Origin of the sequence: Streptomyces sp. NPDC019224 (genome assembly GCF_040632605.1) — a bacterium.
Lineage (GTDB): Bacteria > Actinomycetota > Actinomycetes > Streptomycetales > Streptomycetaceae > Streptomyces.
The window spans coordinates 25474-51394 of the sequence record NZ_JBEYCF010000014.1 but is presented as its reverse complement, the minus strand read 5'-3'; the positions used below and the strand labels follow the sequence as shown (position 1 = coordinate 51394).

General features: G+C 72.6%; 26 protein-coding genes and 1 pseudogene. 16 read left to right on the top strand and 11 right to left on the bottom strand.

Annotated features, from left to right (window positions below):
* The first annotated feature begins 9 nt into the window (after positions 1–9).
* Complete coding sequence (locus ABZ564_RS11940; protein WP_360853630.1) at positions 10–1407, top strand: dihydrolipoamide acetyltransferase family protein; 1398 nt, start codon at positions 10–12, stop codon at positions 1405–1407.
* A gap of 225 nt (positions 1408–1632) precedes the next feature.
* Positions 1633–2295 (top strand): DUF4232 domain-containing protein, encoded by a 663-nt coding sequence (locus ABZ564_RS11935; protein WP_360853627.1) that lies wholly within the window; start codon positions 1633–1635, stop codon positions 2293–2295.
* Positions 2296–2306: 11 nt separating this feature from the next.
* Here the strand turns inward: ABZ564_RS11935 and ABZ564_RS11930 are convergent, their stop codons facing one another.
* Entirely contained in the window at positions 2307–2795 is a 489-nt protein-coding gene (locus tag ABZ564_RS11930) for an ATP-binding protein (RefSeq protein ID WP_360853624.1), read from the bottom strand.
* Between the two features lie 221 nt (positions 2796–3016).
* Here ABZ564_RS11930 and ABZ564_RS11925 point away from each other — a divergent pair, with 221 nt between their 5' ends.
* Complete coding sequence (locus ABZ564_RS11925; RefSeq protein ID WP_360853621.1) at positions 3017–3898, top strand: helix-turn-helix transcriptional regulator; 882 nt, start codon at positions 3017–3019, stop codon at positions 3896–3898.
* Between the two features lie 5 nt (positions 3899–3903).
* Entirely contained in the window at positions 3904–4089 is a 186-nt protein-coding gene (locus ABZ564_RS11920) for a DUF397 domain-containing protein (RefSeq protein WP_360853618.1), read from the top strand.
* Positions 4090–4125: 36 nt separating this feature from the next.
* Here ABZ564_RS11920 and ABZ564_RS11915 read toward each other — a convergent pair whose 3' ends face one another.
* Complete coding sequence (locus ABZ564_RS11915) at positions 4126–5070, bottom strand: peptidoglycan-binding protein (RefSeq protein ID WP_360853615.1); 945 nt, start codon at positions 5068–5070, stop codon at positions 4126–4128.
* A gap of 258 nt (positions 5071–5328) precedes the next feature.
* Here ABZ564_RS11915 and ABZ564_RS11910 point away from each other — a divergent pair, with 258 nt between their 5' ends.
* Both ABZ564_RS11910 and ABZ564_RS11905 read left to right on the top strand, forming a co-directional pair.
* Entirely contained in the window at positions 5329–6144 is an 816-nt protein-coding gene (locus ABZ564_RS11910) for a glycoside hydrolase family 25 protein (protein WP_360853612.1), read from the top strand.
* An 82-nt stretch (positions 6145–6226) separates the two neighbouring features.
* On the top strand, positions 6227–7279 hold the full coding sequence (locus ABZ564_RS11905) for a peptidoglycan-binding protein (protein WP_360853609.1): 1053 nt from the start codon (positions 6227–6229) through the stop codon (positions 7277–7279).
* Between the two features lie 209 nt (positions 7280–7488).
* Here ABZ564_RS11905 and ABZ564_RS11900 read toward each other — a convergent pair whose 3' ends face one another.
* Positions 7489–8313, bottom strand: coding sequence for a DUF4097 family beta strand repeat-containing protein (locus ABZ564_RS11900; RefSeq protein WP_360853606.1), 825 nt, complete (start codon positions 8311–8313; stop codon positions 7489–7491).
* A gap of 52 nt (positions 8314–8365) precedes the next feature.
* On the bottom strand, positions 8366–8773 hold the full coding sequence (locus tag ABZ564_RS11895; protein WP_360853603.1) for an arsenate reductase ArsC: 408 nt from the start codon (positions 8771–8773) through the stop codon (positions 8366–8368).
* A 63-nt stretch (positions 8774–8836) separates the two neighbouring features.
* On the opposite strand from ABZ564_RS11895, the gene ABZ564_RS11890 reads away from it, so the two are divergent.
* The gene (locus ABZ564_RS11890) at positions 8837–9145 is read left to right on the top strand and encodes a metalloregulator ArsR/SmtB family transcription factor (protein WP_360853600.1); all 309 of its coding nucleotides are present in this window, start codon (positions 8837–8839) and stop codon (positions 9143–9145) included.
* A complete protein-coding gene (gene arsB / locus ABZ564_RS11885; RefSeq protein WP_360853598.1) occupies positions 9142–10242 on the top strand; it encodes an ACR3 family arsenite efflux transporter in 1101 nt (366 codons plus the stop codon). Before ABZ564_RS11890 ends, arsB begins: the two co-directional genes overlap by 4 nt.
* Before the next feature lie 74 nt (positions 10243–10316).
* On the opposite strand, the pseudogene ABZ564_RS11880 reads toward arsB, so the two are convergent.
* A pseudogene (locus ABZ564_RS11880) lies at positions 10317–10494 on the bottom strand (N-acetyltransferase); the annotation flags it as partial.
* 479 nt (positions 10495–10973) lie between these two features.
* Here ABZ564_RS11880 and ABZ564_RS11875 point away from each other — a divergent pair.
* Complete coding sequence (locus ABZ564_RS11875) at positions 10974–11234, top strand: hypothetical protein (protein WP_360853595.1); 261 nt, start codon at positions 10974–10976, stop codon at positions 11232–11234.
* An 11-nt stretch (positions 11235–11245) separates the two neighbouring features.
* Here the strand turns inward: ABZ564_RS11875 and eno are convergent, their stop codons facing one another.
* A complete protein-coding gene (eno, locus tag ABZ564_RS11870; RefSeq protein WP_360853592.1) occupies positions 11246–12532 on the bottom strand; it encodes a phosphopyruvate hydratase in 1287 nt (428 codons plus the stop codon).
* A gap of 167 nt (positions 12533–12699) precedes the next feature.
* Here eno and ABZ564_RS11865 point away from each other — a divergent pair, with 167 nt between their 5' ends.
* On the top strand, positions 12700–13122 hold the full coding sequence (locus tag ABZ564_RS11865) for a MarR family transcriptional regulator (RefSeq protein ID WP_360853589.1): 423 nt from the start codon (positions 12700–12702) through the stop codon (positions 13120–13122).
* 86 nt (positions 13123–13208) lie between these two features.
* Here ABZ564_RS11865 and ABZ564_RS11860 read toward each other — a convergent pair whose 3' ends face one another.
* Both ABZ564_RS11860 and ABZ564_RS11855 read right to left on the bottom strand, forming a co-directional pair.
* Complete coding sequence (locus ABZ564_RS11860; RefSeq protein ID WP_360853586.1) at positions 13209–13757, bottom strand: DUF1062 domain-containing protein; 549 nt, start codon at positions 13755–13757, stop codon at positions 13209–13211.
* 585 nt (positions 13758–14342) lie between these two features.
* A complete protein-coding gene (locus ABZ564_RS11855) occupies positions 14343–15242 on the bottom strand; it encodes a serine hydrolase (protein WP_360853583.1) in 900 nt (299 codons plus the stop codon).
* Positions 15243–15533: 291 nt separating this feature from the next.
* Between ABZ564_RS11855 and ABZ564_RS11850 the strand changes: the two genes are divergently transcribed.
* From ABZ564_RS11850 to ABZ564_RS11835, 4 genes are all read left to right on the top strand, one after another.
* Positions 15534–15854 (top strand): hypothetical protein, encoded by a 321-nt coding sequence (locus tag ABZ564_RS11850; RefSeq protein WP_360853580.1) that lies wholly within the window; start codon positions 15534–15536, stop codon positions 15852–15854.
* 23 nt (positions 15855–15877) lie between these two features.
* Complete coding sequence (locus ABZ564_RS11845; protein WP_360853577.1) at positions 15878–16378, top strand: GNAT family N-acetyltransferase; 501 nt, start codon at positions 15878–15880, stop codon at positions 16376–16378.
* Positions 16379–16448: 70 nt separating this feature from the next.
* Positions 16449–17141, top strand: a complete 693-nt coding sequence (locus ABZ564_RS11840; RefSeq protein ID WP_360853574.1) for a GntR family transcriptional regulator — start codon at positions 16449–16451, stop codon at positions 17139–17141.
* Positions 17138–18439, top strand: a complete 1302-nt coding sequence (locus ABZ564_RS11835) for an MFS transporter (protein WP_360853572.1) — start codon at positions 17138–17140, stop codon at positions 18437–18439. Before ABZ564_RS11840 ends, ABZ564_RS11835 begins: the two co-directional genes overlap by 4 nt.
* A 78-nt stretch (positions 18440–18517) precedes the next feature.
* Here ABZ564_RS11835 and ABZ564_RS11830 read toward each other — a convergent pair whose 3' ends face one another.
* The gene (locus ABZ564_RS11830; RefSeq protein WP_360853569.1) at positions 18518–19342 is read right to left on the bottom strand and encodes a maleylpyruvate isomerase family mycothiol-dependent enzyme; all 825 of its coding nucleotides are present in this window, start codon (positions 19340–19342) and stop codon (positions 18518–18520) included.
* 179 nt (positions 19343–19521) lie between these two features.
* On the opposite strand from ABZ564_RS11830, the gene ABZ564_RS11825 reads away from it, so the two are divergent.
* Positions 19522–20316: a carbon-nitrogen family hydrolase gene (locus ABZ564_RS11825; RefSeq protein ID WP_360853567.1), complete on the top strand. Its 795-nt coding sequence runs from the start codon at positions 19522–19524 to the stop codon at positions 20314–20316.
* Positions 20317–20385: 69 nt separating this feature from the next.
* Here the strand turns inward: ABZ564_RS11825 and ABZ564_RS11820 are convergent, their stop codons facing one another.
* On the bottom strand, positions 20386–20877 hold the full coding sequence (locus tag ABZ564_RS11820) for an LURP-one-related family protein (RefSeq protein WP_360853564.1): 492 nt from the start codon (positions 20875–20877) through the stop codon (positions 20386–20388).
* Between the two features lie 64 nt (positions 20878–20941).
* Here ABZ564_RS11820 and ABZ564_RS11815 point away from each other — a divergent pair, with 64 nt between their 5' ends.
* Positions 20942–22771 carry an NHL domain-containing thioredoxin family protein gene (locus tag ABZ564_RS11815; RefSeq protein WP_360853561.1) on the top strand — a complete coding sequence of 610 codons (1830 nt, stop codon included), beginning with the start codon at positions 20942–20944 and terminating at the stop codon, positions 22769–22771.
* A gap of 87 nt (positions 22772–22858) precedes the next feature.
* Here ABZ564_RS11815 and ABZ564_RS11810 read toward each other — a convergent pair whose 3' ends face one another.
* A complete protein-coding gene (locus tag ABZ564_RS11810; RefSeq protein WP_360853558.1) occupies positions 22859–25813 on the bottom strand; it encodes a BTAD domain-containing putative transcriptional regulator in 2955 nt (984 codons plus the stop codon).
* Between the last annotated feature and the right edge of the window lie 108 nt (positions 25814–25921).

The following is a 25921-nucleotide window of genomic DNA, read 5'->3' as shown; positions in this document are numbered from 1 at the left end:
GAGAGGAGCGTGACCACGATGACCGACACTTCCAACGCTGCTCGCTTCCGTGAGTTCAAGATGCCCGACGTGGGCGAGGGACTGACCGAGGCCGAGATCCTCAAGTGGTACGTCCAGCCCGGCGACACCGTCACCGACGGCCAGGTCGTCTGCGAGGTCGAGACCGCCAAGGCCGCCGTCGAGCTGCCGATCCCGTTCGACGGGGTCGTCCACGAACTGCGCTTCCCCGAGGGCACCACGGTCGACGTGGGCCAGGTGATCATCGCGGTGGACGTGGCGCCGGGCTCGGACTTTGCCGCCGCGGAGCCCGAGGCCCCTGCTCCGGCCCCCGAGGCCGAGGCGCCGAAGGGCCGTCAGCCCGTCCTGGTGGGTTACGGCGTCGCCGAGTCCTCCACGAAGCGGCGGGCCCGCAAGGGCGCCGAGACCGCTCCCCCGGCCGCCGCCCCCGCGGCGGTCCAGGCCGAGCTGAACGGCCGGGGCACGGCCGCGGTCCCGGAGGCCCGCCCGCTGGCCAAGCCGCCGGTCCGCAAGCTCGCGAAGGACCTGGGCATCGACCTGGCGACGGTCACCCCGACCGGCGCGAACGGTGTCATCACCCGCGAGGACGTGCACGCGGCGGCGACGCCGGTGGCTCCGGTGGCGCCTTCCGCGCCGGTGCCGTCCGTCGAGTCCCCGGCGCCCGTGTCGGAGCCCGTCCCGGCCGGCGCCCGCGAGACCCGTATCCCGGTCAAGGGCGTGCGGAAGGCGATCGCCCAGGCGATGGTCGGCAGCGCGTTCACGGCTCCGCACGTCACCGAGTTCGTGACCGTCGACGTCACGCGCACGATGAAGCTGGTGGCGGAGCTGAAGGAGGACAAGGACATGGCGGGGGTGCGGGTCAACCCGCTCCTCGTCATCGCCAAGGCCCTCCTGGTCGCGATCAAGCGGAACCCCGGGGTCAACGCGGTCTGGGACGAGGCGAACCAGGAGATCGTCCAGAAGCACTACGTGAACCTGGGCATCGCCGCCGCCACTCCGCGCGGCCTGATCGTCCCGAACATCAAGGACGCCCACGAGCAGACGCTGCCGCAGCTGGCCGCGTCCCTGGGCGAGCTGGTCGCCACGGCCCGCGAGGGCAAGACGTCCCCGGCCGCGATGGCGGGCGGCACGGTGACCATCACCAACGTGGGCGTCTTCGGCGTCGACACCGGTACGCCGATCCTCAACCCGGGCGAGTCCGCGATCCTCGCGGTCGGCGCGATCAAGCTCCAGCCCTGGGTGCACAAGGGCAAGGTGAAGCCGCGTCAGGTGACCACGCTGGCACTGTCGTTCGACCACCGTCTGATCGACGGTGAGCTGGGCTCCAGGTTCCTGGCGGACATCGCCGCGATCCTGGAGCAGCCGAAGCGGCTGATCACCTGGGCGTAGGTGGGTACGAGGGGCCCGCGCGATGTCGCGCGGGCCCCTTCGCATGTCCGTGGCCGCCGGACCCTGTGCGTCGCGGTTGTTCTCCGGCTGTGTAACAGGGATGTAGTGGACACATGTGGGGCGCAACGGACCTCGTCCCGGACGGTTCTTGTTGGTCAGAAGCGTTCGCTCGTACGACTTCCCAGCGAGCGGGCGGCACTGTCAACGGACACTGAGGACGGAACAATGCGCGCACACAAGATCACCTTCGCCGCCCTGGTCGTCGCCGCGGGTCTCTCGCTCACGGCCTGCCAGAACGACGACGCCGCCGCGGCGCAGACCGACCCGTCGTTCGTCGCGACCGCCTCCCCCTCCGGCGGCGGTTCGGGCTCGGGCGGCTCGGAGCCGGGCAGCGGGACGGAGTCCGCCGGGACGAGTTCCGGTGGGAAGGACACCGCTTCCGGGGGCGGGTCCGGCGAGCCCGCCGAGGCCGCCAAGTGCCGTACCGACGGGCTGGAGATCACGGCGAAGGACAACTTCATCGACGGCGATCCCGACGGGACCGTCGCGGTGGAGCTGAAGAACACCAGCGGCCAGGACTGCGTGATCGCCGGATTCGCGGGCGTCGACCTCAAGACCGACATGGGCCCGATCTCCGCCGAGCGCAAGGGTTCGCCCGCGGACCCGTACGTCCTCGAGAACGGGAAGACGATCGCCTTCGCCGTCAACTACCCGCTCAATGAGACGGGGGGCTCGGGCGTCCGTATCACCGGGCTGGTGGTGACCCCGCCGAACGAGACGAGGTCGGTCACCCTCGCCTGGCCGGGCAAGGCCTCGCTGCCCGTCACGGACGGTTCCGGCGCCCCGGTGACGGTCGGCCCGATGGGCAGCGCCGGCCAGGGCGGCTGAGCCGGTACGCGTCACCCGGCCTTCCGTGCAGGTGAGGGGTCCGCGCCGAGCCGGTGCGGGCCCCTCGGTGTGCCGGGCGGACTCAGCGCCAGTTCGGCGAACACGGTCTTCCCCACGGTGTGGGGCTCGACGCCCCATCGGTCGGCGATCCCGTCCACGACGAGGAGCCCGCGCCCGTAGCACTCGTCGCTCTCGGCCGCCCGAATCCCGGGCAGCCGCTCGCCCCGGGGGTCGGTGACCTCGATGCGCAGGGCGGTGGCGGTGAGGCTGAGGTGTACCCGGAAGAGCCGCCCGCGGAGGCTGCCGTGCAGCAGCGCGTTGGTGGCCAACTCGGACACCAGGAGGGCGACTTCTCCGGCGCGATCGGCGTACCCCCACGCGGTGACGAGTCGCGCGGCGCGCCGACGGGCGAGGGTGACGCTGCGGGCGGTGGGGGTGTAGTCGAGGCGGTCCTCGTGGAGCGCGGGGTTGCCTTGGGATGCCTCTGCGGTTGCGGACATGGGTGGGCCTCTCTGGGGTGGGGGCGGTGGCATTGCCGCGCCTGCGCTGGGCAGCGCGCGGTGCGCTTCCGCCGGGATCGCTACGTGATCGGCGTGCAACCGAAAGTAGTGGAGGTGCTCCTTGGGCAGCAAGTGATTCGTGCAGAGAATTTTCTGCCCTAATTGGTGTTCGAGCCGTCGGAGCTTCAGACTGAGGCGGATCGTGCGGGAGGGAGTTGTCTGTGGCGGGTAACAACCCGGATCGGGGGCGTACGGTCTCCACCGTGCTCGGACGCCGGCTGGGCGGAGAGCTGCTGCGTATGCGGGAGATGCGGTCGCTGCGCCAGGCGCACGCGGCGGAGGCGCTCACGGCATCGGTCGCCAAGGTCGCGAAGATCGAGCGTGGGCTCGTTCCCATGCGGGATCCGGACGTCAGGGCCCTTTGCCATCTCTACGGTGAGACCGACGAAACCACGATCGGCAGGCTGCTGGCGCTGGCCAAGACCGATCGCGAACGCCGCAAGGCCAGTGGCTGGTGGAACCAGTACCCGGGGCTTGAGGCGATGGTCGAGTACGTGGCGTTGGAAGACATCGCCACAGGCCTGCGGACGTGGCAACTCGCCATCGTGCCGGGCCTCTTGCAGACGGCCGACTACGCCCGTGCGCTGGCTGTGGGCAACGGGTCGTGGGAGGACCTGGACGAGATCGAACCTTTCGTCGAGGCCCGCATGGCACGCCAGGCCCGCCTGACCGGCGACCGCCCCCTGGAGCTGTGGGTGCTCGTGCAGGAGAGCGCGCTCCGTCAACTCGTCGGCGGGCGCCAGGTGATGCGGGATCAACTCGGCCACCTGCTGGACACGGCCCAGCGCCCGAACGTGAAACTCCAGGTCATGCCGTATCTTGCGGGCGCACATCCCGGAATGACGAGTGCCTTCACCATTGTGTCCTTCGCCGAGCCCGGCGCGCTCGACGTGGTTCACATGGATACCACCTCGACCACTCTCTGGCTGGAGAGCGATACTGATGCCGAGCGCCACGACCGGCTCTTCGATCGCATGACGCGAGTCGCGCTCGCACAGCGCAATTCGCTCGTGCTCATCGATGGAATCCGCAAGGAGCTGTAGATCGCGTGCCCGCGTACGAGTTCGTCAAGTCCAGCTACAGCGGAGGAAACGCCGGTCAGGAGTGCGTTGAGGTCGCCCTGAACGTGCCCGGCGCCGTCGCCGTCCGCGACTCCAAGCGGGCCGCCGGGCCCGTACTCGTACTCGCCCCCACCGCGTGGGCCGCGTTCCAGGCGGCCCTGCGCCGGCCGTAGGCGCGCGCTTCCGGTCGTCGCGAAAGGGCGGCGGTGTCAGCGGTGTTGCTCGGGGCCCTGGGCCCTGAGCAGCGCCTGCCAGGTGTCCTCGTCGGCGACGCCCGTGGAGGGCAGGGCGTGGGAGGACTGGAACTCCTTCAGTGACCGCATCGTCGAGGGGGTGTACGTCCCCGTGTTGTCGGTCGGCACGCCCGCGTGGTGGAGGAGGTACTGCACGGCGGTGACGGCGTCCGGCTGGGTGGTGCGGGCGTCGACCGGGACGATCAGCAGGGGCCAGGTGTCCTTGCCCACCTTGCCGTCCGGGTTCAGCCCGTGGGCGGACTGGAACTGCTTGACGGCTTCGGCCGTGGCGGGGCCGTAGTCGGCGTCGACCTTCACCTCGTGACCCCTGGCCCGCAGCAGCAACTGCACCGTGCGGGCGCCCCAGAGGACGGAGCCCTTGCGGACGAGGGGCCAGTCCGCCGCCGGGGAGGCCTGGTTCGTCGTCCCCGCGGCCGCCTTGGCGTCGGTCTCTCCCGGGGCCGGGACCGCCCACCACACCAGGCCCCCGACCACCAGCAGGAACAACGTGGTGATGGCCAGCCCGGGGAGGGTGGCGGAGAGGCGGAAGCGGCCGGTGCGGCGGGGCGCGGGCTTCTCGGCCGGCTCGGGGGCGGAGGGGCGAGCGGTCGTCGTACGCCTGCGGCCGGGGGCGGCCTCGGCCGCCGCGTCGGCCAGGGCGCACGCCCGCGCGAGGTCGTCCGCTGGGGCGCGGAGTACGTCGTGCAGGCGTTCGACGATCCTGCGGGGCGCGTTGGAGGAGTGAGAGGGGTTCAGGTAGCGCGACAGCGTGGTCTGGTCGATCCCGAGCCGTTTGGCGAGTGACTGCTGGGTGGGCTTGTCGCGGCCGTCCCGCGCCGACGCCTCCCACCAGTCCCTCAGGAGTTCGGCGAGGGCTCGTCCCGGATGGTGCCCGCGGTCGGCCCCCGTGGTCTCCGTCATGCGCCTCTCCTCAACTCCCGTATGCATAGCCGCAGGTCAACGCCCTGCATCAGGAGCATGCATAGGCGCATCGACGTGCGGGACGCAGATCGTAATGAAAGCCGCGTTCCGTGCGGCACAGTTGAGGAGCGGCCGGCCCGAGAGCCCCGCGACCCCCACCCCTTCCCACCTCCTTCGCGGCGGTGCTCCTGCCTGCGTGTTTCGCGGACGACGGGGAGATACGGGGGCTCTTCGCCTCAGGAACAAGGAGTTCGGCGTATGCATCCGACATCACCCGTACGAGTGCGTGCCGCCCTGGCCGGAACGGTCGCGGGGGCAACCCTGCTGGCGCTGGGCGGCACCGCTCCCGCGGCCCAGGCCGCGCCACTCTCCTCGTACGCGGTCACCGGCGTGGACACCAGCCATCACAATCACGAGAGGAGCGGGAGCAAGGACACGGCGATCGACTGGAAGCGGGTGGCGGGCGGCCACAGCTTCGCCTTCCTCAAGGCGACCCAGGGCGTCTCCGCCAAGGACGGTTGGTTCGCACGCGATTACGCGGCAGCCTCGGGGACCTCGCTGCTGCGCGCGCCGTACCACTTCTTCGATCCCCGGAGCACGACCGACGGCGCCGCCCAGGCCCGCCACTTCGTCACGACCGTGCGGGCCGCCGGTTACCGGGGCGGCGGGACGGGCGAACTCCCGCCGGTGCTCGACGTGGAGAAGCTCCCCGCCAAGGGCGGCGGCGAGGTCTGCCCGAAGTCGCTGCGCGCCGATCAGGTGAGGGCGTTCCTGAACGTGGTGGAGGAGGAGTTCGGGGTCACCCCGATCGTCTACACCCGCGCGTCCTTCGTGAAGGAGTGCATGGGCGGCAAGGGCGAGGTGTTCGCCGGCCACCCGCTGTGGCTCGCCCGGTACGGCAGTGGCGCGAAGGAACCGCAGCAGGTGCCCGGCGCCGGCCGCGCCTGGACGTTCTGGCAGTACACCGACAGCGGTCGCGTACCGGGCATCGACGGCCCGGCCGACCGCAATGTCTTCCGGGGCAGCGCGGCGGAGCTGCGGGCCCTGGCGCAGGGCGGCAGCGCGCGTCCGTGACGCGCGCACGCCGCAGCCGGTCCGAGGCGAACACCCTCACCGCCCTCACGATCACCACCCCCATCAAGTCGAGGAGTCACCCATGTCCCTGTCCCCCGCTTCCCCCACCGCCCGTGCCCTTCCCCCGGCTCGCACGCCCCGCACGACCCGTGCGGCGGCCCGTCTCCTGGCGGGCGTCGTCGCCGTGGCCGCGCTGACCGCACCCACGTCGTCCTTCGCGACGGAGGGCGGCGCCCCGGCCGCCCGGACGGTCACCACCACCGCTGCGGCCGACTGGCCGACCCTCAGGGCCGGCAGCAGGGGAAGCTCCGTCACCGCGCTCCAGTACCTGCTGAACTCCCGGGGCCGGTCGGTGAAGGCCGACGGCGCCTTCGGCCCGGCGACGACAGCGGGGGTGAAGGCGTTCCAGAAGGCGCAACGCCTGGCGGCGGACGGAGTCGTAGGCCCCCGTACGTGGGAGGCGCTGGTCACGACCCTGCGCGGGGGTGCGAAGGGCCCGGCGGTGAAGGCGGCGCAGACCCTGCTGAAGGCGCGCGGCCAGGCAGTGCCGGTCGACGGCGTGATGAGCGCCGCCGTGACGGCGAAGGTGAAGGCCTTCCAGAAGGCGTCCGGCCTGACCGCCGACGGTGTGGTCGGCGACCGTACCTGGGCGGCCCTGCTGAACGGCGGCCCGTCGTCGGGCGGCAACAGGGCGGCGCTGGCCCGGCAGATCCTGGCCCAGAAGCAGATCGCGCTGGCCACGGTCCACCCGGGCGGCAAGCACGCGGGCTCGACGGCCCGGCAGAACATCGTCGACACCTCGAACGGGAAGGGGGCCCTCACCAGCCCCTGGGGCGACAAGCCCAACCGCCGCGTCCCGCTCGACCCCCGCATGCTGAACGGTCTGCTGAAGCTGCGCACCCAGTACGGCTACCGGATCTCCGTCTCCGAGATCGTCGGCGGCGACCACAGCGGCACCTCCCGTCACTACGCGGGGATCGCCTTCGACGTCAACTACATCAACGGCCGCCATGTGGGCAGCGGTGCGCCGCACAAGCAGTTCATGGCCGCGTGCAAGAAGCTGGGCGCGCGGGAGGTCCTCGGCCCGGGGAACGCCGGCCACAGCCGCCACGTGCACTGCGCCTGGCCCCGCTGACGGGCACGGTCTCCCGCCGGGCCGCCGGGCCGTCAGTTCGCCAGACCGCCAGACCGCCAGACCGCCAGACCGCCAGACCGCCAGACCGCCAGACCGCCAGACCGCCAGACCGCCAGACCGCCAGACCGCCAGGCCGTCAGTTCCCCAGACCGTCAGACCGTCAGGCCGCCGGCCCACGAGCCGACGGCCTGACGCCGCGCCGGGCGCTGCTATCCCCGCCGGGCCTCGGCGTCGCCGTTGACGGTGCGCAGGGTCAGCCGGGGAGTGCGGTCCGACGGCGCGGCGGTCGGAATCGTCAGCGTCGAGCGTCCGTTGACGGTGCGTGCGTCGGCCGCGTACGCGGGGGCGTCGGCCGGCAGGGTCACGCTGACGGAGCCGTTGCGGGTCACGCCGTCGAGCGTGCCGGGCGAGGTGGTGCACCGCAGATCGACGTCGCCGTTGACCGTCTCGGCGTCGACGCCACGCCCCTTGAGGCCGGTCGCGCGGACGGAGCCGTTGCGGGTCACCAGGTGCTGGCGGGCACTCTTCGCCCCGGAGTCCTGCACGGTGACGTCGCCGTTGACGGTGCTCAGGCTCAGCCCGCCCCGTACGGCGCTCACGTCGATCCCGGCGTTGCGCGCCCGTACGGTGAGCGTGACGCCCGTGGGCACGCGTACGAGCGGCATGCCCCCGCAGTTCTCCCTGGCCCGGTCGTCGCCCTCGTCGCAGGGCAGGTCGAGGGTGTACGTACGCCCGTCCCCGTCTCCGTCTCCGTGCGCGAGGACCGAGTCGTCCACCGCCACATGGCCGGCGTCCGTCCCGACGACCCGTACGCCGCCCTGGGTGGTGATGACGAGACGGGCGTCCTGCGCGAGGGTGGCCGTGCGGAATTCCGCTCCCTGTGCGTGGTGCGCCGTCCCGTCCGCGCCGCCGTGACCGCAGGCGGCCAGTGCCAGCAGCGGCAGCAGCGCGCATCCGGTCCGGACCGCGCGTCCGGCATTCCGGTTCTCCCGCCGGGAAGGGCGGCGGCTCGCTTCGCTCCGCGATGAGGTCATGGGACGCGTGTGCCCCGGGAAGCGGGGTTCAGCAGGCCGGGGCCGCGCCGACTCAGGCCGAAGGGGCGATCTCCGCGATCAGGTGTTCGACGAGGGTCCTGATCTCGTCGCGGATCGGGCGTACCGCCTCGACCCCCTGGCCGGCCGGGTCGTCCAGCTTCCAGTCCAGGTAGCGCTTGCCGGGGAAGACGGGGCAGGTGTCACCGCAGCCCATGGTGACGCACACGTCCGACTCACGGACCGCGTCGGTCGTCAGGATCTTCGGCGTCTCGCCGGAGATGTCGATGCCCACCTCGGCCATGGCGGCGACCGCGGCCGGGTTGACGGCGGCGCCCGGGGCGGAGCCGGCGGAGCGGACCTCGACACGGTCGCCGGCCAGGTGGGAGAGCCAGGCGGCGGCCATCTGGGAGCGGCCGGCGTTGTGCACGCAGACGAACAGGACGGACGGCTTGTCGGCCATGGTGGGCGGTCTCCCTTGCTGCGGCTGTCACATCAGTGCGTGCTGATGTGACAGTATCAGCGCATGCTGACTTCAGTCGATCCTGATGTGATCCGGGCGCTGAGCGATCCGCTCCGCCTGAAGATCGTGAACCTGCTGGCGCGCGAGACGCTGTGCACGACCCACCTGGTCGAGGAGACCGGAGCCCGCCAGACCAACCTGTCCAACCACATGAAGGTGCTGCGCGAGGCCGGGATCGTGGAGACCGAGCCGTGCGGCCGCTTCACGTACTACAAGCTCAGGCCCGAGGTGCTGGCCGGCCTGTCCGAGCGGTTCGCCGCGCTGGCCGCCTCGGCGCGCGGCGCCGTCGAGAACAAGAGGGCCTGCCCGTGACCGCCACCGATCCCGCCCCCGCCCGGGAGGAGGCGCCCTCGGTCGTCGGGAAGCTCTCCACCCTCGACCGCTACCTCGCCGTGTGGATCCTGCTCGCCATGGGCGCCGGCCTCGGCCTGGGACGCCTGGTCCCGGGCATGAGCGGCGCGCTCGCGGAGATCGAGGTCGGCGGCGTCTCCCTGCCGATCGCGCTCGGCCTGCTGGTCATGATGTACCCGGTGCTGGCCAAGGTCCGTTACGACCGGCTCGACCGTGTGACCGGGGACAAGCGGCTGATGGTGTCGTCGCTGGTCGTCAACTGGCTCGTCGGGCCCGCCGTGATGTTCGCGCTGGCGTGGATCTTCCTGCCGGACCTCCCCGCGTACCGCACGGGCCTGATCATCGTCGGGCTGGCCCGCTGCATCGCCATGGTCATCATCTGGAACGACCTCGCGTGCGGGGACCGCGAGGCGGCGGCCGTGCTGGTCGCGCTGAACTCGGTGTTCCAGGTGGTCGCGTTCGGCCTGCTCGGCTGGCTCTACCTCGACCTGCTGCCGAGGTGGCTGCATCTCGGTGACGGGCAGGGCCTGGACGTGTCCGTGTGGCACATCGCGCTGAACGTCGTCGTCTTCCTGGGCATCCCGCTGCTGGCCGGCTTCCTTACCCGCCGCCTCGGCGAACGGAAGCTGGGGCGCGCGGAGTACGAGGCGAAGGTCCTGCCGAGGCTCGGTCCGTGGGCGCTGTACGGGCTGCTGTTCACGATCGTCGTGCTGTTCGCCCTCCAGGGGGAGACGATCACCTCGCGACCGCTGGACGTCGCCCGGATCGCCCTGCCGCTGCTGGTCTACTTCGCGGTGATGTTCTTCGGCACCTTCCTGCTCGGCAAGGGCCTCGGGCTCGCGTACGACCGCACCGCGACCCTGGCGTTCACGGCGGCCGGGAACAACTTCGAGCTGGCCATCGCGGTCGCCGTCGCCACCTTCGGCGTCACCTCCGGCCAGGCGCTGTCCGGGGTCGTCGGCCCGCTCATCGAGGTCCCGGTGCTGATCGGTCTCGTACACGTCGCGCTCGCCTGGCGCCGGAGGTTCCCGGCCGACGGGGTGGCGACGGGCCTCTGACGCCGGCGCGGCCGGGAGCCGACGTGGTGACGACGACCCTCCTGACGCCGGGGCGGCGCTCCGGGGTCAGGGGGCGCGGGGCTGCGGCGCTCCACCAGGACGACGTCGCGCCAGACGCCGCGATGCCGCCCGATCCGTTCCCGTGTGCCGAGGACGCGGAAGCCGGCGCGCCGGTGCACGGCGAGGGCGGCGGTTTTCTCGGGGGAAGATCCCGGACCGCACGGTCCGGATCTCCGCCCGCTCCGTGGAGTCGGTCAGCGGCCGTTCCCCCGGCCGCCCGTGAACGCCGTGATGATCCAGATCACCAGCAGGGCGAGGAAGACGATGACGATGATGGTGGGAAGCGCTGACACCCTGGTCTCCCTCGGGGTCGTGTGACCGGTTCCGCCGTGACCCCATGAGGCTCATGGGGCCGACCGGATGGTACGCGCCTGCGGCGGCCTCCACCAGGGTTCCGTCACGCCTGTGGGGCAAGCCGCTTCTCGAACCAATGGCGGGCGTACGGCTCGTCGTTGAAGGCCGGGATCTCGTCGCTGCCGCTGTTCCGACAGAGCTGGACGGCCGCCGCGAGCGCCTTGTCGGTGTCAGGCGGACCGGGCCCCGGCCGTGGGCGACGGCCCGCTCCTCCAGGGCGCGCAGCAGCCGGCTCGCGTAACCGGAGTCGAGCCCCAGCCACGCTCGTACGCTCCGGACGTGGTGAGTCTCGCCGTCCCCGATCTGCCGGAGCAGCCGTGCCCGGCCGTAGGGCGCGTGCCGTCGAGGTACTGGTCCTGGAGCACGCCGGCCCCGCCGGGCTGCGGCCCCGGGTGTCCGGGCTCCTGATGGCGGCCGGGCGCACGGCCGCTGCGGCGCAGCTCGCGGAGGGCGGGGCCGTCCTTCGCGAGCTGGCGCGCGTCGAGCACGAGGCGATGGAGGTGCGCCGTACCGGCTGGTGCCGCGGGAGTGCGTGCCTGGCGTCGCGACGGGGCGAACCCCGGCTACCGCGGCACTAAGGGCTGTCCCGTCATCCCTGGCGGGCGCGCAGCGCCTCCGTGCCCGCGTACCGGGCGCTCGTGCCCAGCTCCTCCTCTATGCGGATCAGCTGGTTGTACTTCGCCGTGCGGTCCGAGCGGGACAGGGAACCGGTCTTGATCTGGCCGCAGCCCGTGGCGACCGCAAGGTCCGCGATCGTGGTGTCCTCGGTCTCGCCCGAGCGGTGCGACATGACGACCGTGTAGCCCGCGCGGTGGGCGGTGGAGACCGTGGCCAGCGCCTCCGTCAGGGTGCCGATCTGGTTGACCTTCACGAGGACGGAGTTGGCGACGCCGGAGGCGATGCCCTCGCGCAGGAGGGTGTCGTTCGTGCAGAACACGTCGTCGCCGGTGAGCTGGCAGCGGTCGCCGACGCGGGCGGTCAGCTCGCGCCAGCCCTCCAGGTCGTCCTCGGCCATCGCGTCCTCGACCGACACGACGGGGTAGGCGTCGATCAGCCGGACCAGGTAGTCCGCGTGCTCCGCCGGGGTGCGGCGTACCCCTTCGCCCGCGTAGTCGTACACGCCGTCGCGGAAGAACTCCGACGTCGCCGGGTCCATCACGAGTCCGATGTCCGTTCCCGGCCGGTATCCCGTGCGCTCGACGGCCGCCACGACGAAGTCCAGGGCCTCTTCGGCCGTACGGAGGGACGGCGCGAAGCCGCCCTCGTCGCCGACGCCCGTGGAGTGGCCGGCGGCCAGCAGGTCGCGGCGCAGGGTGTGGAAGATCTCCGAGCCCATCCGTACCGCCTCGGCGAACGTGTCCGCGCCGATCGGGGCGATCATGAACTCCTGGAAGTCCAGCGGATTGTCGGCGTGCGCGCCCCCGTTGACGATGTTCATCATCGGTACGGGCAGCAGCCGGGCGTCCGGCCCGCCCAGGTACCGGTACAGCGGCAGCCGGTGCGCGGCCGCCGCGGCCTTGGCGGCCGCCAGGGACACGCCCAGGATCGCGTTGGCGCCGAGCCGGGACTTCGTCGCGGTGCCGTCGGCCGCGACGAGCGCGGCGTCGAGGCCGGCCTGGTCCTCCGCGTCCCGGCCGACGACGGCCTCGGTGAGCTCCGTGTTGACGTGGCGCACGGCCCGGTCGACGCCCTTGCCGTGCCAGCGGGCCGGGTCGCCGTCGCGCAGTTCCACAGCCTCGCGGGCGCCGGTGGAGGCGCCGGAGGGGACCGCGGCGCGGCCGAGCGAGCCGTCGGACAGCTCCACGTCCACCTCGACGGTGGGGTTGCCCCTGCTGTCCAGGACGCGGCGGCCGGTGACGGAGGTGATGGCGGTCATGGGAGTGGTCCTTCCCGTTGTCGCGTGCCCGGGTCCGGCTGCGACGACGGTGGCGCGGGACCCGGCGAGACATGACTCTACAGCAATGCTGTTCAGTATTGCTGAGTAGCTTTGCTGAACAGTTCTGCTGTGCAGCCCCGCTTCCACCCCCCGCGTTAAAGTTCGGTATGCCCCTCCCGGAATCCGCCGTCATCGCCGCCGAGCTGCGCACAGCGATGGGCAAGCTCACCCGCCGCGTGAAGCTTGAGGACCAGATGCCGCTCGGCCAGGTGGCCGTCCTCGGCGAGCTGGACCGCAACGGCGCCATGACCACCAGCGAGCTCGCCGCGGGTCAGCGCGTGCGGCCGCAGTCCATGGCGCGCGCCGTCGGGCTGCTCATGGACCAGGGGCTCATCACGCGTCGCGCCCACCCCACCGACGGCCGCAAGAGCCTCGTCGAACTGTCGGAGGCCGGGCGCGCGCTCCTGGAGGAGGAACGGGAGCGCCGGGCCGACTGGCTGGCCCGCGCCATCGACGCGGAACTGAGCGAGGAGGAGCGGGAGTTGCTGGCCCGCGCGATCGGGCTCGTGGGCCGCCTCGCGGCGCACTGAAGCCTCGCGGCGTACTGGCGTCTCGCGGCGCACTGGCGCCCGGGCGGTCCGGGGGCCGGTGCTCTCCGGCGCCGGCCCCCTTCGTCTCACCGCTTCAGCAGGAAGCCGAAGTCGTCCGTGCGTCTGCCGGTCAGGCGGACCGCCGAGACGAGTCCGCCCTCGGCCAGCAGGCGTTCCGTCTCGCCCCGGGAGAGGCCGCAGCCGTCCGCGATCAGGCGGAGCGGGCGGACGGGAATCCGGGCCGCGAAGCGGACCGACACCTCGGCCGCCTCGCGGTCCAGGTGATCCACGCCCCCGGTGTCCAGGCGCCACGCGCCCGTCCAGTCGAGGGCGACGTGGTTGCGGCGCCGGACGAGGCCGTCCTGGAGGAGCTCGGCCGCCAGAGCCGGGTCGTTGGCGTGCATCCGGTCCAGCAGTTCGGGCCGTACGGAGCGGACGTGGGCGCGCTCCAGGACCGTGATTCCCGTGGTGTCCCCGCACCCCGTGCAGAGCGCGAGGAGCCAGGCGTCGAGCAGCTTGTGGTTCGCGTTGACGCGGAACTTGCCGTGCGGCCGGAAGCTGCCGGACGCGCAGGCGTGGCAGCGGCGCAGGACGAGGGGCAGGCGTGTGGGCACGACGGCCCAATGGGTGGGCACAGGTGTACACCGGTTTCAGTGTGAGAAATCCGCAGCGGGAAGCAGCGCGGCGCACAGACGCGACGCGCGACAGATCAGCAGTGGGGAGGTCTCACGCGATGTACAACGGAACGCCCTTCCACGGACGGCAGAGACGGCGGCCGTGCCGCGTACGGCAGGGCCCGGCTGGACGGTAGCCGGGCGGGCCGGTGGGCTGCCACCGGTTTTCGGGCGGCCCGCCGCTCCCAAACCCCTTGGCGGTCAGGGTCGTTGGGATCGCGAAGAACGCGAAGAACGCGAAGAGCGGGTCAAGGGGATCGATGGGGGGAGAGGGACGGCACGCCGGTGGGCCGTTGCCGCGGACGGGGTCGTGCCGGCGGCAGGGTCGTCGGCCGCCTGCGGGGACGGCGGCGGTGCGGCCGGCGCGAAGGCGCCATGCCGGACCGGTCCGTAATCGAGGCGCCGGCCGTGGGCACGGCCACCGGCAAGAGGGCGTGGCCGGCCGAGACCGACCGCTACGGCGGCGTGGAGGGGACGCGGTTCATCCCGGCCACGGGCTGACCGGGGGCGGCCCGCACGCTGTCGTGTGCGGGCCGCCCCAGGGGCCTACTTCTTGAAGCCGTAGTCCATCAGCTTCTTCGCGTCCGCCGTGCGGTTCACCTCGGACGACGAGGTCAGGACCGTGCCGATCACCGTCTTGCCGTTGCGGGTGGCGGCGAAGACCAGGCAGTACTTGGACGCCGGGCCGGAGCCCGTCTTCACGCCGATCGCGCCGCTGTAGCTGCCCAGCAGCTTGTTCGTGTTGGTCCACGACATGTAGCGGTAGCCGCCGCTCTTCGTCGTGACCTTCTGCTTCGTCGACTTCGTCTTCACGACCGTGCGGAACGTGGAGTACTTCATCGCGCTGCTCGCGAGCTTCGTCAGGTCGCGCGGGGTCGAGTAGTTGGAACCGTTCCCTATGCCGTCGAACGAGTCGAAGTGCGTGTTCTTCAGGCCGAGCGTCTTGGCGGTGCTGTTCATCTTGCCGATGAACGACTTCACCCGCGCCGCACGCGTCGTGCCGGAGCCGAACTTGTCGGCCAGCGCGTACGCGGCGTCGCAGCCCGACGGCAGCATGAGGCCGTAGAGCAGCTGGCGGACGGTGACCTTGTCGCCCACGATCAGACGGGCCGAGGAGGCGCCCTTGGAGACGATGTAGTCGCTGTACGCCTTCTGGATCGTGACCTTGGAGTCCAGGTTCAGGCCCTTCTGGGCCAGCACCACGCGGGCAGTCATGATCTTCGTCGTCGAACCGGTGGAGCGGCGGGTGTCCGCGGCCTTGGTGAACAGCGTCTTTCCGGTGCCGTTGTTCATCACGAAGCCGCCCTTGGCGACGATCGAGGGCGCCTTGGGCGCCGCGGCCTGCGCGGTGGAGGCGAACGCGCCGCCCGCGATCAGGGCGCCCGTCGTGAGGGCCACCGTGGCGGTCGCGGAAGTGCGCCTTATGGACTTAATGCCGAGTTTCAAGTTGAACGCTCCAAATGCCCCTGGAATGCGGCCACATAAGGGTGCCGCTGCGCTGATAAGACGAAGGACCGGGCCCCTTGGTTGTGGTCGGGGAGGGGGTGATTTTTTATGACATCCGGGGGCGGGGAACGGGCTTGCGGATGTCGCGGGACGGTTGCGCCCCGTGGCCAGGGGCTACCATCGGCGTCACATCCGAGCCCCCGGGCGCGAGCTCCGGCGCGGGGATCGGCGAGCCGGCCCGACGTACCGCAGCGACAGGTGCGCCGAGCGCCCCAGAGGCCGGAGGTGACCGTGGACGATGTCGTGCGTGCGCAGGAGTCCGTCAGGGCGTACGGCGAGCTCCTCGCCCTCGCCGAGCGCCTGGAGGCGTTGCGGCAGTTGGGGGAGGGCGGGGTCGAGGCGCATACGACGGCCGCGCTGCACGCGGTCCGGTTCGCCGCGACGATCCTGTGGCGGACCGTGCCGGACGTGCCGCCGCCGGCCTACCCCCAGGACGACGAGCGCCTGCTCGAACTGGCCGCGCACTGGCGCGAGGCGGCGCTCGGACTCGGCGAGTTCGCGCCCCGGCGCCCGACGTTGCGGCTGGTGGAAAACGACGGGCCGTCCGCGTAGCGGCTGGGATAACGTCCCCCGGCATGACGCCTTCCCTGCGCAGCGAACGCCTGCTGCTCGAACCGTACGTGCCGGCCGACGAGGACGACTTCGTCGCCCTCTTCACGGACGCCCGGGTCTCCCGGTGGATGGGCGACGGCCCCGAGCCCGAGGACAGCCTCCGCACCCTGTTCTCCCGCGTCTTCACCCACGCCTACGGCGGCGACGGCTTCGACGTCTGGGCCGTGCGCCGGGACGGCCGGATGGTCGGCCACGCGGAGATCAAGCCGTCGAAGGCCGTCGAGGGACACGAGCTGATCTACGCCTTCGCGTACGAGGAGTGGGGACAGGGCCTCGGCACCGAACTCGCGCGGACGATCACCGCGTACGGCTTCGAGGTGCTGGGCCTGGAGCAGGTCCACGCGACCGTGGCGGAGCCGAACGCGGCCTCGCTGGCGGCCCTGCGGAAGGTGGGCTTCCAGCACGTCCGGGACATTCCGGAGGAGGACGGGAGCACGACCCTTCTGCTGACCTGCCGGCGGTAGCGGACCGGTCTCCTCGCTCACATCGTGGACGGGCCGACGCTTGCGTGCATGTTGTATCTATGCTGTGTGCATGTCTGCCCCCGCGCCCTCCACGTCTCCCGGCCCCGCCCCCGTGCCCCCGCCCGCGAAGCGGCCCCCGGCCGCCGAGCGCGTCTACACGCACGTCAAGGACGCCGTCCTGGACCGCCGCTACGAGGGCGGCACCCTGCTGACCGAAGGCGGCCTCGCCGAGGCCGTCGGCGTCTCGCGCACACCGGTGCGCGAGGCGCTGCTGCGGCTCGAGGTCGAGGGGCTGCTCAAGCTCTACCCGAAGAAGGGCGCCCTGGTGCTCGCCGTCTCCGCCCAGGAGATCGCGGACGTGGTGGAGACCCGGCTGCTCGTCGAGGAGTTCGCCGCCCGCAAGGCCGTGCCCGCCTCCCCGCAGCTGATCAGCCGGCTGGAAGGACTCCTGGAGGAGCAGCGGCGGTTCTCCGAGGCCGGTGACCTGGCCACCGTCTCCGTGAAGGACCGCTGCTTCCACGCCGAGATCGTCCGCCACGCGGGCAACGAGATCCTGTCCCGCCTCTACGACCAGCTCCGCGACCGCCAGCTGCGGATGGGCGTCGCCGTCATGGAGGCCCACCCCGACAGGATCGCCGCCAACATCGCGGAACACAGCGAGCTGCTGGAAGCGCTCAGGGCCGGTGACGCGGAGGGCGCCGCCCAGGTCGTGCGCCGCCACGTCAGCCGGGTCAAGGTGCTGGTCCGGGGTGAGGACCGGTGAGTTCCGCCGCACCCACCCTGCCCGGTGACCCGCCCGGCGGCCGGCGCGCCGCCCGGATCTGGGGCATCGGCGTCGCCGTCTACTTCGTCGCCATCATCTTCCGCACCAGCCTCGGCGTCGCCGGACTCGACGCCGCCGACCGGTTCGACGTCAACGCCTCGGCGCTCTCCACCTTCTCCATCCTCCAACTGCTCGTCTACGCGGGCATGCAGATACCGGTCGGCCTGATGGTCGACCGGCTCGGCACCAAGCGCGTCCTCACCCTCGGGGCCGTCCTGTTCACGCTCGGCCAGCTCGGCTTCGCGCTCTCCCCCTCCTACGGCACGGCGCTCGCCTCCCGCGCCCTGCTGGGCTGCGGCGACGCGATGACGTTCATCAGCGTGCTGCGCCTGGGGACGCGCTGGTTCCCGGCCCGCCGCGGCCCGCTGATCAGCCAGGTCGCCGCCCTCTTCGGAATGGCGGGCAACCTCGTCTCCACGCTGCTCATCGCCCGCGCCCTGCACGGCTTCGGCTGGACCACCACGTTCGTCGGCAGCTCACTGGCCGGAGTCGTGGTGCTGGTGCTGCTCCTGCTCTTCCTGAAGGACCACCCCGAGGAGTACGAGCCACCGCCCGCGCAGCACGCCGGCGGCGCGTACATCCGCAAGCAGATCGCCGCCTCCTGGCGGGAGCCCGGCACCCGGCTCGGGATGTGGGTGCACTTCACGACGCAGTTCCCGGCCATGGTGTTCCTGCTGCTGTGGGGCATGCCGTTCCTTGTCGAGGACCAGGGGCTCGGCCGGGGGACCGCCGGTGAGCTGCTGACCCTGGTGGTGCTCTCCAACATGACGCTCGGCCTCGTCTACGGGCAGGTCATCGCCCGCCACCACGCCGCCCGCGTCCCGCTCGCGCTGGGCACGGTCGGCACGACGGCCGCGCTGTGGGCGGCGACGATCTTCCACCCCGGGGACCACGCGCCCATGTGGCTGCTGGTCGTCCTGTGCCTGGTCCTCGGGGCGTGCGGGCCCGCCTCGATGATCGGCTTCGACTTCTCCCGCCCGGCCAACCCGCCCGAGCGCCAGGGCACCGCGTCCGGCATCGTCAACATGGGCGGCTTCATCGCGTCGATGACCACGCTGCTCGCCGTCGGTGTGCTGCTGGACGCGACCGGCGACAACTACCGGGTGGCGTTCTCGTCCGTCTTCGTCCTGGAGGCGCTCGGGATCGCGCAGATCCTGCGGCTGCGCGCGAGGGCGGCGCGCCGGGAGCGGGAGCACCACGTGGTCAGCCGGGTGGAGGCCGTGCACGTGCCTGCGTGAGAGCGCGAGAACGGCGGCGCGCCCGTCCCCCCTCGGCGGGGGCGGGCGCCGTTGTGTGCCGGTGAGCTGCCCCGGGCCCTACGGGGTGACGGCGAAGTGCCGGAGGATGGCCTCGGCCAGGTCCTGGTCGCCCTCGGCCTTGACCCGGTCCGCGACCGCGGCGGGCCGGTCCCGGCCGCAGGCCAGCCGTACGTACGTCTCCCAGTCCATCGAGAGCGTCACGACCGGACCGAGCGAAGGGGCCACATCCAGCGAACCGCGTCCCTCGGCGTCGACCCGTACCGTCCGCAGGAACTCCAGCGGCCCGTGCACGTCCAGCACCACCGCCGAGTCGGCCGGCGCGCCCGCGCTCCCGGCCACCACCTTGGGCAGCCCCTGCAGCAGGACGTCGCGGGCGACGAAGGCGCCGGGGGAGTCCAGGTTGCCGGGCCTGCCCAGGGCCGTACGCAGGTCCTGCTCGTGCACCCAGACGTCGAACGCGCGCATCCGCAGCGCCGTCTCCAGGGTCTGCTCGGCGCCCAGCGGCGCCCGCACCATGGTCTCCGGGGCACGCGTCTCGTTGCGCAGCTGCCGGGAGCGGCGAATGATCGTGTACTCCAGCTCGGAGGTCATCTCCGGCGCGGTGTGGTGACGCCTGACGTCGACCTGCATCTCCATGTAGCGGGCGAAATCGCTCTGCACGTGGAAGAGGTCGCGCGGCAGGGTGTGGATCGGACGCGGGTCGCCGAGCTGTTCGCACTCCATGCCGATGACGTGCGACACGATGTCGCGCACGGACCAGTTGGGGCAGGGCGTACGGCCGTTCCAGTCGCCCTCCGCGAGCGGGCCCACCAGCTCGGCTATCGACTCGATGGAGTGGGTCCAGGCATCGGCGTAGGTCTGGAGGCTGGAATGGACGGTCACGGGACCCCTCGTGCGGTTCTGCGGTGCATGGGCAACTGGGCGCGGACGGTCGGGCTGCGGGCTGCGAGCGGCGATGAGGTTCGGTGGCTAAGTTACGCTGCGAGCAGGCACCCCGGCAGTGCTTTCGTGTGACGATCGTAGGCCCGTGTTGACGACTCGAATGCCAGGACGGTGGTAGTGTGCGCGCCTCCCTCATCCAGATCGCAGTAGACCCGGACGAACCCGTGGATTCCCGCCGGGAACGCGCCGCGTCCCTGGTCGTGGCCCAGCGCGGCGCGGATCTGGTGGTGCTCCCCGAGCTGTGGCCGGTCGGGGCCTTCGCGTACACGGCGTTCGAGGACGAGGCCGAGCCCCTGACGGGCCCGACGCACGACGTGATGGCCAAGGCCGCCGCCGAAGCAGGTGTCTGGCTGCACGCCGGATCGTTCGTCGAACGGGCCGGTGACGGCACCCTCTACAACACCACGCTCGTTTTCTCCCCCGAGGGCGAACGGGCCGCCGCCTACCGCAAGATCCACCGCTTCGGCTTCGACCAGGGCGAAGCGGTCATGATGGGCGCCGGTGAGGACCTGGTGACCGTCCCCCTCCCGGAGACCACGCTCGGCCTCGCCACCTGCTACGACCTCCGCTTTCCGGAGCTGTTCCGCGGCCTGGTCGACGCCGGCGCCGAAACCCTGGTCGTCGCGGCCGGCTGGCCGGAACGCCGCCGCGCCCACTGGACCCTGCTCGCCCGGGCCCGCGCCGTCGAGAACCAGGCATACGTCCTGGCCGTCGGCTGCGCCGGTACCCATGCCGGCGTCCAGCAGGCCGGCCACTCCCTCGTCGTCGACCCCTGGGGCGAGGTGCTCGCGGAGGCGGGCGCGGACGAGGAGGTGCTGACCGTGGAGCTCGACCCGGCCGAGGTCGCCAGGACGCGGGAGCGGTTCCCCGCGCTGAAGGACCGGCGGCTGGGGCCGGCCGCGCGGAAGATCTGAAGCGCGCAGAGCCCCGTGGCTCACGGTTTCACGTGAAACACGGGGCCCGGCACGGCAGATGGCGGGTGGTCAGCCCTCGTGGTCCTTCTCCGCGAGGACGATCACGCACACCGCCACCGCGATCAGCAGCGCCGCGTCCGCGTCCTCGCGCACGAGGTCGATGCCGTACGTGTCGCGGACGGTGAGCCAGCGGCGGGAGATCTGGGCCAGCAGTTCGCCGTCGTAGTCCACGGCGAACTCGCGGTCCAGGATCTTGCCGCTGACGTCCAGCCCGGTGCCGTCCGCCAGGGTCACGCGGTAGTGGTTGCGGAGCGGGGAGAGCCGCTTGCGCTTGATCGTGGCGAGCTGCTCGCCGTCGCGTTCGATCAGCATCGTGTCGCGCAGGCTGAGCAGCTTCTGGCGGATCTCGACGACGATGCGGCCCTGCGCGTCCTTCAGCTCGAAGGTGTCGCGCACCCGCATGGCCTTGCCGTCGACCAGGAAGACCTTGCGGCCCTCCGTGTCCTCGATCCAGTAGTCGTCACCGATGCCGAACAGGCGCTCACGCACGAGAAGTCTCATGGCTCACAGGCTCCCGGACCCACCTGCGGAATGCGGGAACGCCACGGTGATGTTGACTGGTGTCATGGCAACACGTGCACGCGTCAGGGCCCCCGAACTCATCGGCAAGGGCGGCTGGCTCAATACAGGCGACCGGCAGTACACCCTCGCTGACCTGCGAGGACGCATTATGATCCTCGATTTCTGGACCTTCTGCTGTGTGAACTGCCTGCATGTCCTCGACGAGCTGCGCGAGCTGGAGGAGAAGCACCGCGACACCGTCGTGATCATCGGCGTGCACTCGCCGAAGTTCGTCCACGAGGCCGAGCACCAGGCGGTCGTCGACGCGGTCGAGCGGTACGAGGTCCACCACCCGGTGCTCGACGACCCCGAGCTGGCCACCTGGAAGCAGTACGCCGTACGCGCCTGGCCCACGCTCGTCGTCATCGACCCCGAGGGCTATGTCGTCGCCCAGCACGCCGGTGAGGGACACGCCCACGCCATCGAGAAGCTGGTCGAGGAGCTGGAGGCGGAGCACGCGGCGAAGGGCACCCTGCGGCGCGGGGACGGGCCCTATGTGGCACCGGAGCCGGTGGCCACGCACCTGCGCTTCCCGGGCAAGGCCCTGCTGCTCGCGGACGGGGGCTTCCTGGTCTCCGACACCACCCGGCACCGGCTGGTCGAGCTCGACCCGGACGGCGAGACCGTGCGCCGGCACTTCGGGGCCGGTGAGCGCGGGTTCGCGGACGGCGGGCCCGGTGACGCCCGGTTCAGCGAGCCGCAGGGACTCGCCCTGCTGCCCGACGGGCGGATCGCGGTCGCCGACACGGTCAACCACGCCATCCGCGCGCTCGACCTCACGACCGGCGCCACGACCACCCTCGCCGGCACCGGCCGCCAGTGGTGGCAGGGGGCACCCACCAGCGGCCCGGCCCGCGAGACCGACCTCTCCTCGCCGTGGGACGTCGCCTGGTTCGACGGCCGGCTCTGGATCGCCATGGCCGGGGTGCACCAGCTGTGGACCTACGACCCCGAGGCCGGCACCGTACGGGTCGCCGCCGGGACCACCAACGAGGGCCTGGTCGACGGGCCCGGTCCGGAGGCGTGGTTCGCCCAGCCGTCCGGGCTCGCGGCGACCGAGGAGCGGCTGTGGGTCGCCGACTCGGAGACGTCCTCGCTGCGCTGGGTCGACCGCGAGGGTGCCGTGCACACCGCCGTCGGCACCGGGCTCTTCGACTTCGGCCACCGGGACGGCGCCGCCGGGCAGGCCCTGTTCCAGCACCCCCTCGGCGTCACCGCCCTGCCCGACGGGTCCGTCGCCGTCTGCGACACGTACAACCACGCCCTGCGCCGCTACGACCCGGCGAGCGGTGAGGTCACCACGCTGGCCACGGACCTGCGGGAGCCCAGCGACGCCGTGCTGGTGGACGGCGACCTCGTCGTCGTCGAGTCCGCCCGGCACCGGCTGACCCGGCTGCGGCTGCCCGAGGAGGCGGTACGCGTCGCCGAGCAGGCCCACCGCACCCAGCGGGCGGCCACCGAGATCGCCCCCGGCGCCCTCCGGCTCGACGTCGTCTTCCAGGCGCCGGCCGGGCAGAAGCTCGACACCCGGTACGGGCCGTCGACCCGGCTGCTGGTCTCCTCGACGCCGCCCGAGCTGCTGGCCGACGGCGAGGGGGCGGGCACCGACCTCTTCCGGGACCTGGTCCTCGCGGACGGCGTCACCGAGGGCGTCCTGCACGTCTCCGCGATGGCCGCGTCCTGCGACGACGACCCGGCGAACGAGTACCCGGCCTGCCACGTCCACCAGCAGGACTGGGGCGTCCCCGTCCGCGTCACGCCCGGCGGAGCGGCCCGGCTGCCGCTGGTGCTCGCCGGCATGGACGAGGGCGGGGACGCCGGCACACAGGGCTGAGGCGCGCCGGCGGGAGCGGGCGGCGGCCGGGAGCGGCGCCCCACCCGCGGCCGGTCGCCGTTCCCGGCCCGGCGGGCCGCTCCCGCGTCAGCCGTCCGCCGCGAGCCGGCGGGCCGCCTCGTCGCGGCGGCGTACGTGGTCCGGCCCTGCCGTCACCCGCAGCAGCGCCTCCAGGGCCCGGACCGCGCCCTCGTCGTAGCCGGCGTGCTCCGCCTCCGCGGCGGCCTCGTCCAGGAGGCGGATGCCCTCCTCCTCCGCACCGAGGGCGAGGTGGGCCTCGCCGCTGACGGACAGGAGCAGGACCCGGCGGGCCGTCTCCTCGCGTTCGGGGCCGAGGGCGAAGGCGGTCCGGGCGGAGTCCAGGGCGTCCTGCGGGCGGCCCGCCGTGAGCTGCATCCGCGCCAGATGCTGGAGCGCGAGCATCTCCGTGTGGGCATCGGGCTCCGCCCTGGCCAGCTCGAGCGCCCGCTCGCAGCCCTCCAGCGCCACGTCCAGGCCGCCCTGTTCGGCCTGCACGATGGCCAGGTTGATCAGCGCGGTCGCCTCGCCGAGCCGGTCACCGGCCTGCCGGGCGAGACCGGGTGAGGGTTCGAGGAGGGCCACGGCCTCGCTGGTCCTGCCCTCCTCCGTCAGCACCCAGCCGAGCAGACTGCGGACCCGGGACTCGGCGTACGGGTCCTCACGGCTGACGGCCGCCGCCAGGGCGAGTTCCAGCATCGGCGCCCAGCCGTCCCGTACCCGCCACACCACGTGCGGCCACTGGAGCAGGATGATCCGCCACGCCCGGTCGTCGAGCCCCGCGGCACGGGCGGCCGCGGCGGCCAGGGTCAGGTCCTCGCGTTCGGCGGCCAGCCAGCTCATGGCCGCTGCCCGGTCCGTGAAGTCCCGGGTCGCGGCGGGCCTGCGGTAGTCGTCGGGCAGCACGAAGCAGGGCTCGCCGCCCGGTTCCGCCGTGTCGGCGGCGGCGAGCGCGGTGGCGATGTAGTGGTCGAGCACGCCGATGAGCGCGTCCGGGCCGGCCGCCGGGTCGAGTCCTCGCGCGTACAGGCGCACCAGATCGTGCAGTATCCAGCGCCCGGGCCCCGCCTCCGTGACCAGATGGGCGGCGGCGAGCCGTTCCAGCGCGGCCCCGGCGGTGACCGGGTCGCCGCCGGCGAGCGCGGCGGCGGTGTACGGGTCGAAGTGGCTGCCCGGGTGGTGGCCGAGCCGGGCGAGGTGGTGGACGGCGTCCGGCGGCAGCCGCTGCACGGTGAGCCGCAGCGCGGCGGAGACGCCGGTGTCCTCCACGTCCAGGCAGGACAGCCGGCGGCGCTCGTCCGCGAGTTCGTCGGCCATGGCGGCCAGTGTCCACTGCGGCCGGCCCGCCAGTCGGGCCGCCGTCACCCGCAGGGCGAGCGGCAGTCCGCCGCAGAGTTCGGCGAGCCGCCGGGCCGCCACCGGTTCGGCGAGGACCCGTTCCTCGCCGAGGACGCCGGCCAGCAGGGCGGTGCCGTCCGGCGGTTCGAGTACGTCCAGCGGGACCGGGACGGCGGCGTCCGAGGCGATGAGCCCTTCCAGCCGGTGCCGGCTGGTGACCACCGTGACGCAGTCCGCCCCGCCCGGCAGCAGCGGCCTGACCTGGGCGGAGGCGCGGGCGTTGTCGAGGACGACGAGCAGGCTGAGCCGGTCGGTCAGCGAACGGAACAGGGCCGCCGCGCCCGCCACGGACTCCGGTACCCGCCGGGGCGCCACCCCGAGCGCGAGCAGGAACTCCCGCAGCACTTCGAGCGGGGTGGGCTCCGCGGTGTCCCCGAACCCGCGCAGATCCGCGAACAGCCGCCCGTCCGGGAAGGCGGTGGGGGTCCGGCGCGCCCAGTGCAGCGTCAACGCGGTCTTGCCGACCCCCGCCGGGCCGGTGACCAGGCAGACGGGCGCCTCGCCGGCCGCCGCCCGGGAGAGCGCGGTCAGTTCGGCCCCGCGGCCGTGGAAACCGCGCGGCGCGCGAGGCAGCAGATCGGCGGGGACCGGGGCGCCTCCGGCGTACGGGGAGAGCGGTGTGTGCGTCGGCACGACGGGCGTACGAGGCCCGGGCGGCGGCCCCGCCTGCTGGACGACACCGATGCGCGCGGCGTCGGCGGGCGGGGGCGCGTCGGCCCGCGGCGCGGCGGACCCGTGCGAGGCGCGGGGCGCGCCGGCCGCCGTGGCCGCCGCACCCGTGGGCGAGGCGCTCCTGTTCGTCCCGGCTCCGGGGCCGGCCGGGTGCCCGAGGCCGCTCGGCGCTCCCGGGGCATGGGCCGGCCCGCCCGAAACCACAGGCGCGCCCTCGTCCCCCCGCAGGATCCGCGCGTACGCGTCGGCCAGTTCGCGGCCCGGGTCGATGCCCAGTTCGTCCGCGAGCAGGCGGCGGGTGCGGTGGAACCAGTCCAGGGCCTCGGACTGGCGGCCCGAGCGGTACAGGGCGGCCATCAGGCCCGCCGCCAGGGATTCGCGCAGGGGGTGGGCGACGGCCTCCGTGCGGAGGACCGCCGCCGCCCGGTGGTGTTCGCCCAGGTCGCCGTAGGCGCGGGCCAGTTGCTCGACCGTCGAGAGGCGGGATTCCTCCAGGGTGTGGGCCGCCGCCTGCAGCGGGGCGCTCGCGTAGGTGCCGGTGAGGGCGGGGCCCTCCCACAGCGACAGGGCCTCCTTCAGCATCAGCACCGTGTCGGCGGGATCCCGCTGTTCGCGGGCCAGCATCAGCAGTTCCTCGAACCGCTGGGAGTCCAGCAGGGTCTCGGGCGCCCGGAGCACGTACGCGTCGCCGAGCGTCGCCAGTTCGACCCCGTACGCCTGCGCGTCCGCGCCCATCAGGAGGGCGCGGAGCCGGGAGACGTGGCCCTGGATGACCGTGCGGGCGTGCAGCGGCGGCTCGTCGTCCCACAGACAGTCCGTCAGGCGTGCCATGGACACGGGGGTGTTGGCGTGCAGCAGGAGGGCCGCGAGCAGGCTGCGGCGCTTGGCGGGGCCGAGGGGCAGTGGCCCCGTCAGTGTGTCGACGCAGACGGTGCCGAGCAGCCGGAACTCCACGAGCGGCTCCCCTTCCGGGTCTGACGCGCCCGGTGCCGGGTCACGGACAAGCGCCCAGAATATAGGGGATTCCGCCGTGGTGTTTCGGAGATGTGGCCGGATCGTGCC

Excerpts from the sequence above, each read along its gene's own strand:
- ABZ564_RS11935 (WP_360853627.1), top strand. The coding sequence starts at position 1,633 with ATGCGCGCACACAAGATCACCTTCGCCGCCCTGGTCGTCGCCGCGGGT.
- ABZ564_RS11930 (WP_360853624.1), bottom strand. The coding sequence starts at position 2,795 with ATGTCCGCAACCGCAGAGGCATCCCAAGGCAACCCCGCGCTCCACGAG.
- ABZ564_RS11915 (WP_360853615.1), bottom strand. The coding sequence starts at position 5,070 with ATGACGGAGACCACGGGGGCCGACCGCGGGCACCATCCGGGACGAGCC.
- ABZ564_RS11910 (WP_360853612.1), top strand. The coding sequence starts at position 5,329 with ATGCATCCGACATCACCCGTACGAGTGCGTGCCGCCCTGGCCGGAACG.
- ABZ564_RS11905 (WP_360853609.1), top strand. The coding sequence starts at position 6,227 with ATGTCCCTGTCCCCCGCTTCCCCCACCGCCCGTGCCCTTCCCCCGGCT.
- ABZ564_RS11900 (WP_360853606.1), bottom strand. The coding sequence starts at position 8,313 with ATGACCTCATCGCGGAGCGAAGCGAGCCGCCGCCCTTCCCGGCGGGAG.
- ABZ564_RS11895 (WP_360853603.1), bottom strand. The coding sequence starts at position 8,773 with ATGGCCGACAAGCCGTCCGTCCTGTTCGTCTGCGTGCACAACGCCGGC.
- ABZ564_RS11890 (WP_360853600.1), top strand. The coding sequence starts at position 8,837 with ATGCTGACTTCAGTCGATCCTGATGTGATCCGGGCGCTGAGCGATCCG.
- eno (WP_360853592.1), bottom strand. The coding sequence starts at position 12,532 with ATGACCGCCATCACCTCCGTCACCGGCCGCCGCGTCCTGGACAGCAGG.
- ABZ564_RS11865 (WP_360853589.1), top strand. The coding sequence starts at position 12,700 with ATGCCCCTCCCGGAATCCGCCGTCATCGCCGCCGAGCTGCGCACAGCG.
- ABZ564_RS11845 (WP_360853577.1), top strand. The coding sequence starts at position 15,878 with ATGACGCCTTCCCTGCGCAGCGAACGCCTGCTGCTCGAACCGTACGTG.
- ABZ564_RS11840 (WP_360853574.1), top strand. The coding sequence starts at position 16,449 with ATGTCTGCCCCCGCGCCCTCCACGTCTCCCGGCCCCGCCCCCGTGCCC.
- ABZ564_RS11820 (WP_360853564.1), bottom strand. The coding sequence starts at position 20,877 with ATGAGACTTCTCGTGCGTGAGCGCCTGTTCGGCATCGGTGACGACTAC.
- ABZ564_RS11815 (WP_360853561.1), top strand. The coding sequence starts at position 20,942 with ATGGCAACACGTGCACGCGTCAGGGCCCCCGAACTCATCGGCAAGGGC.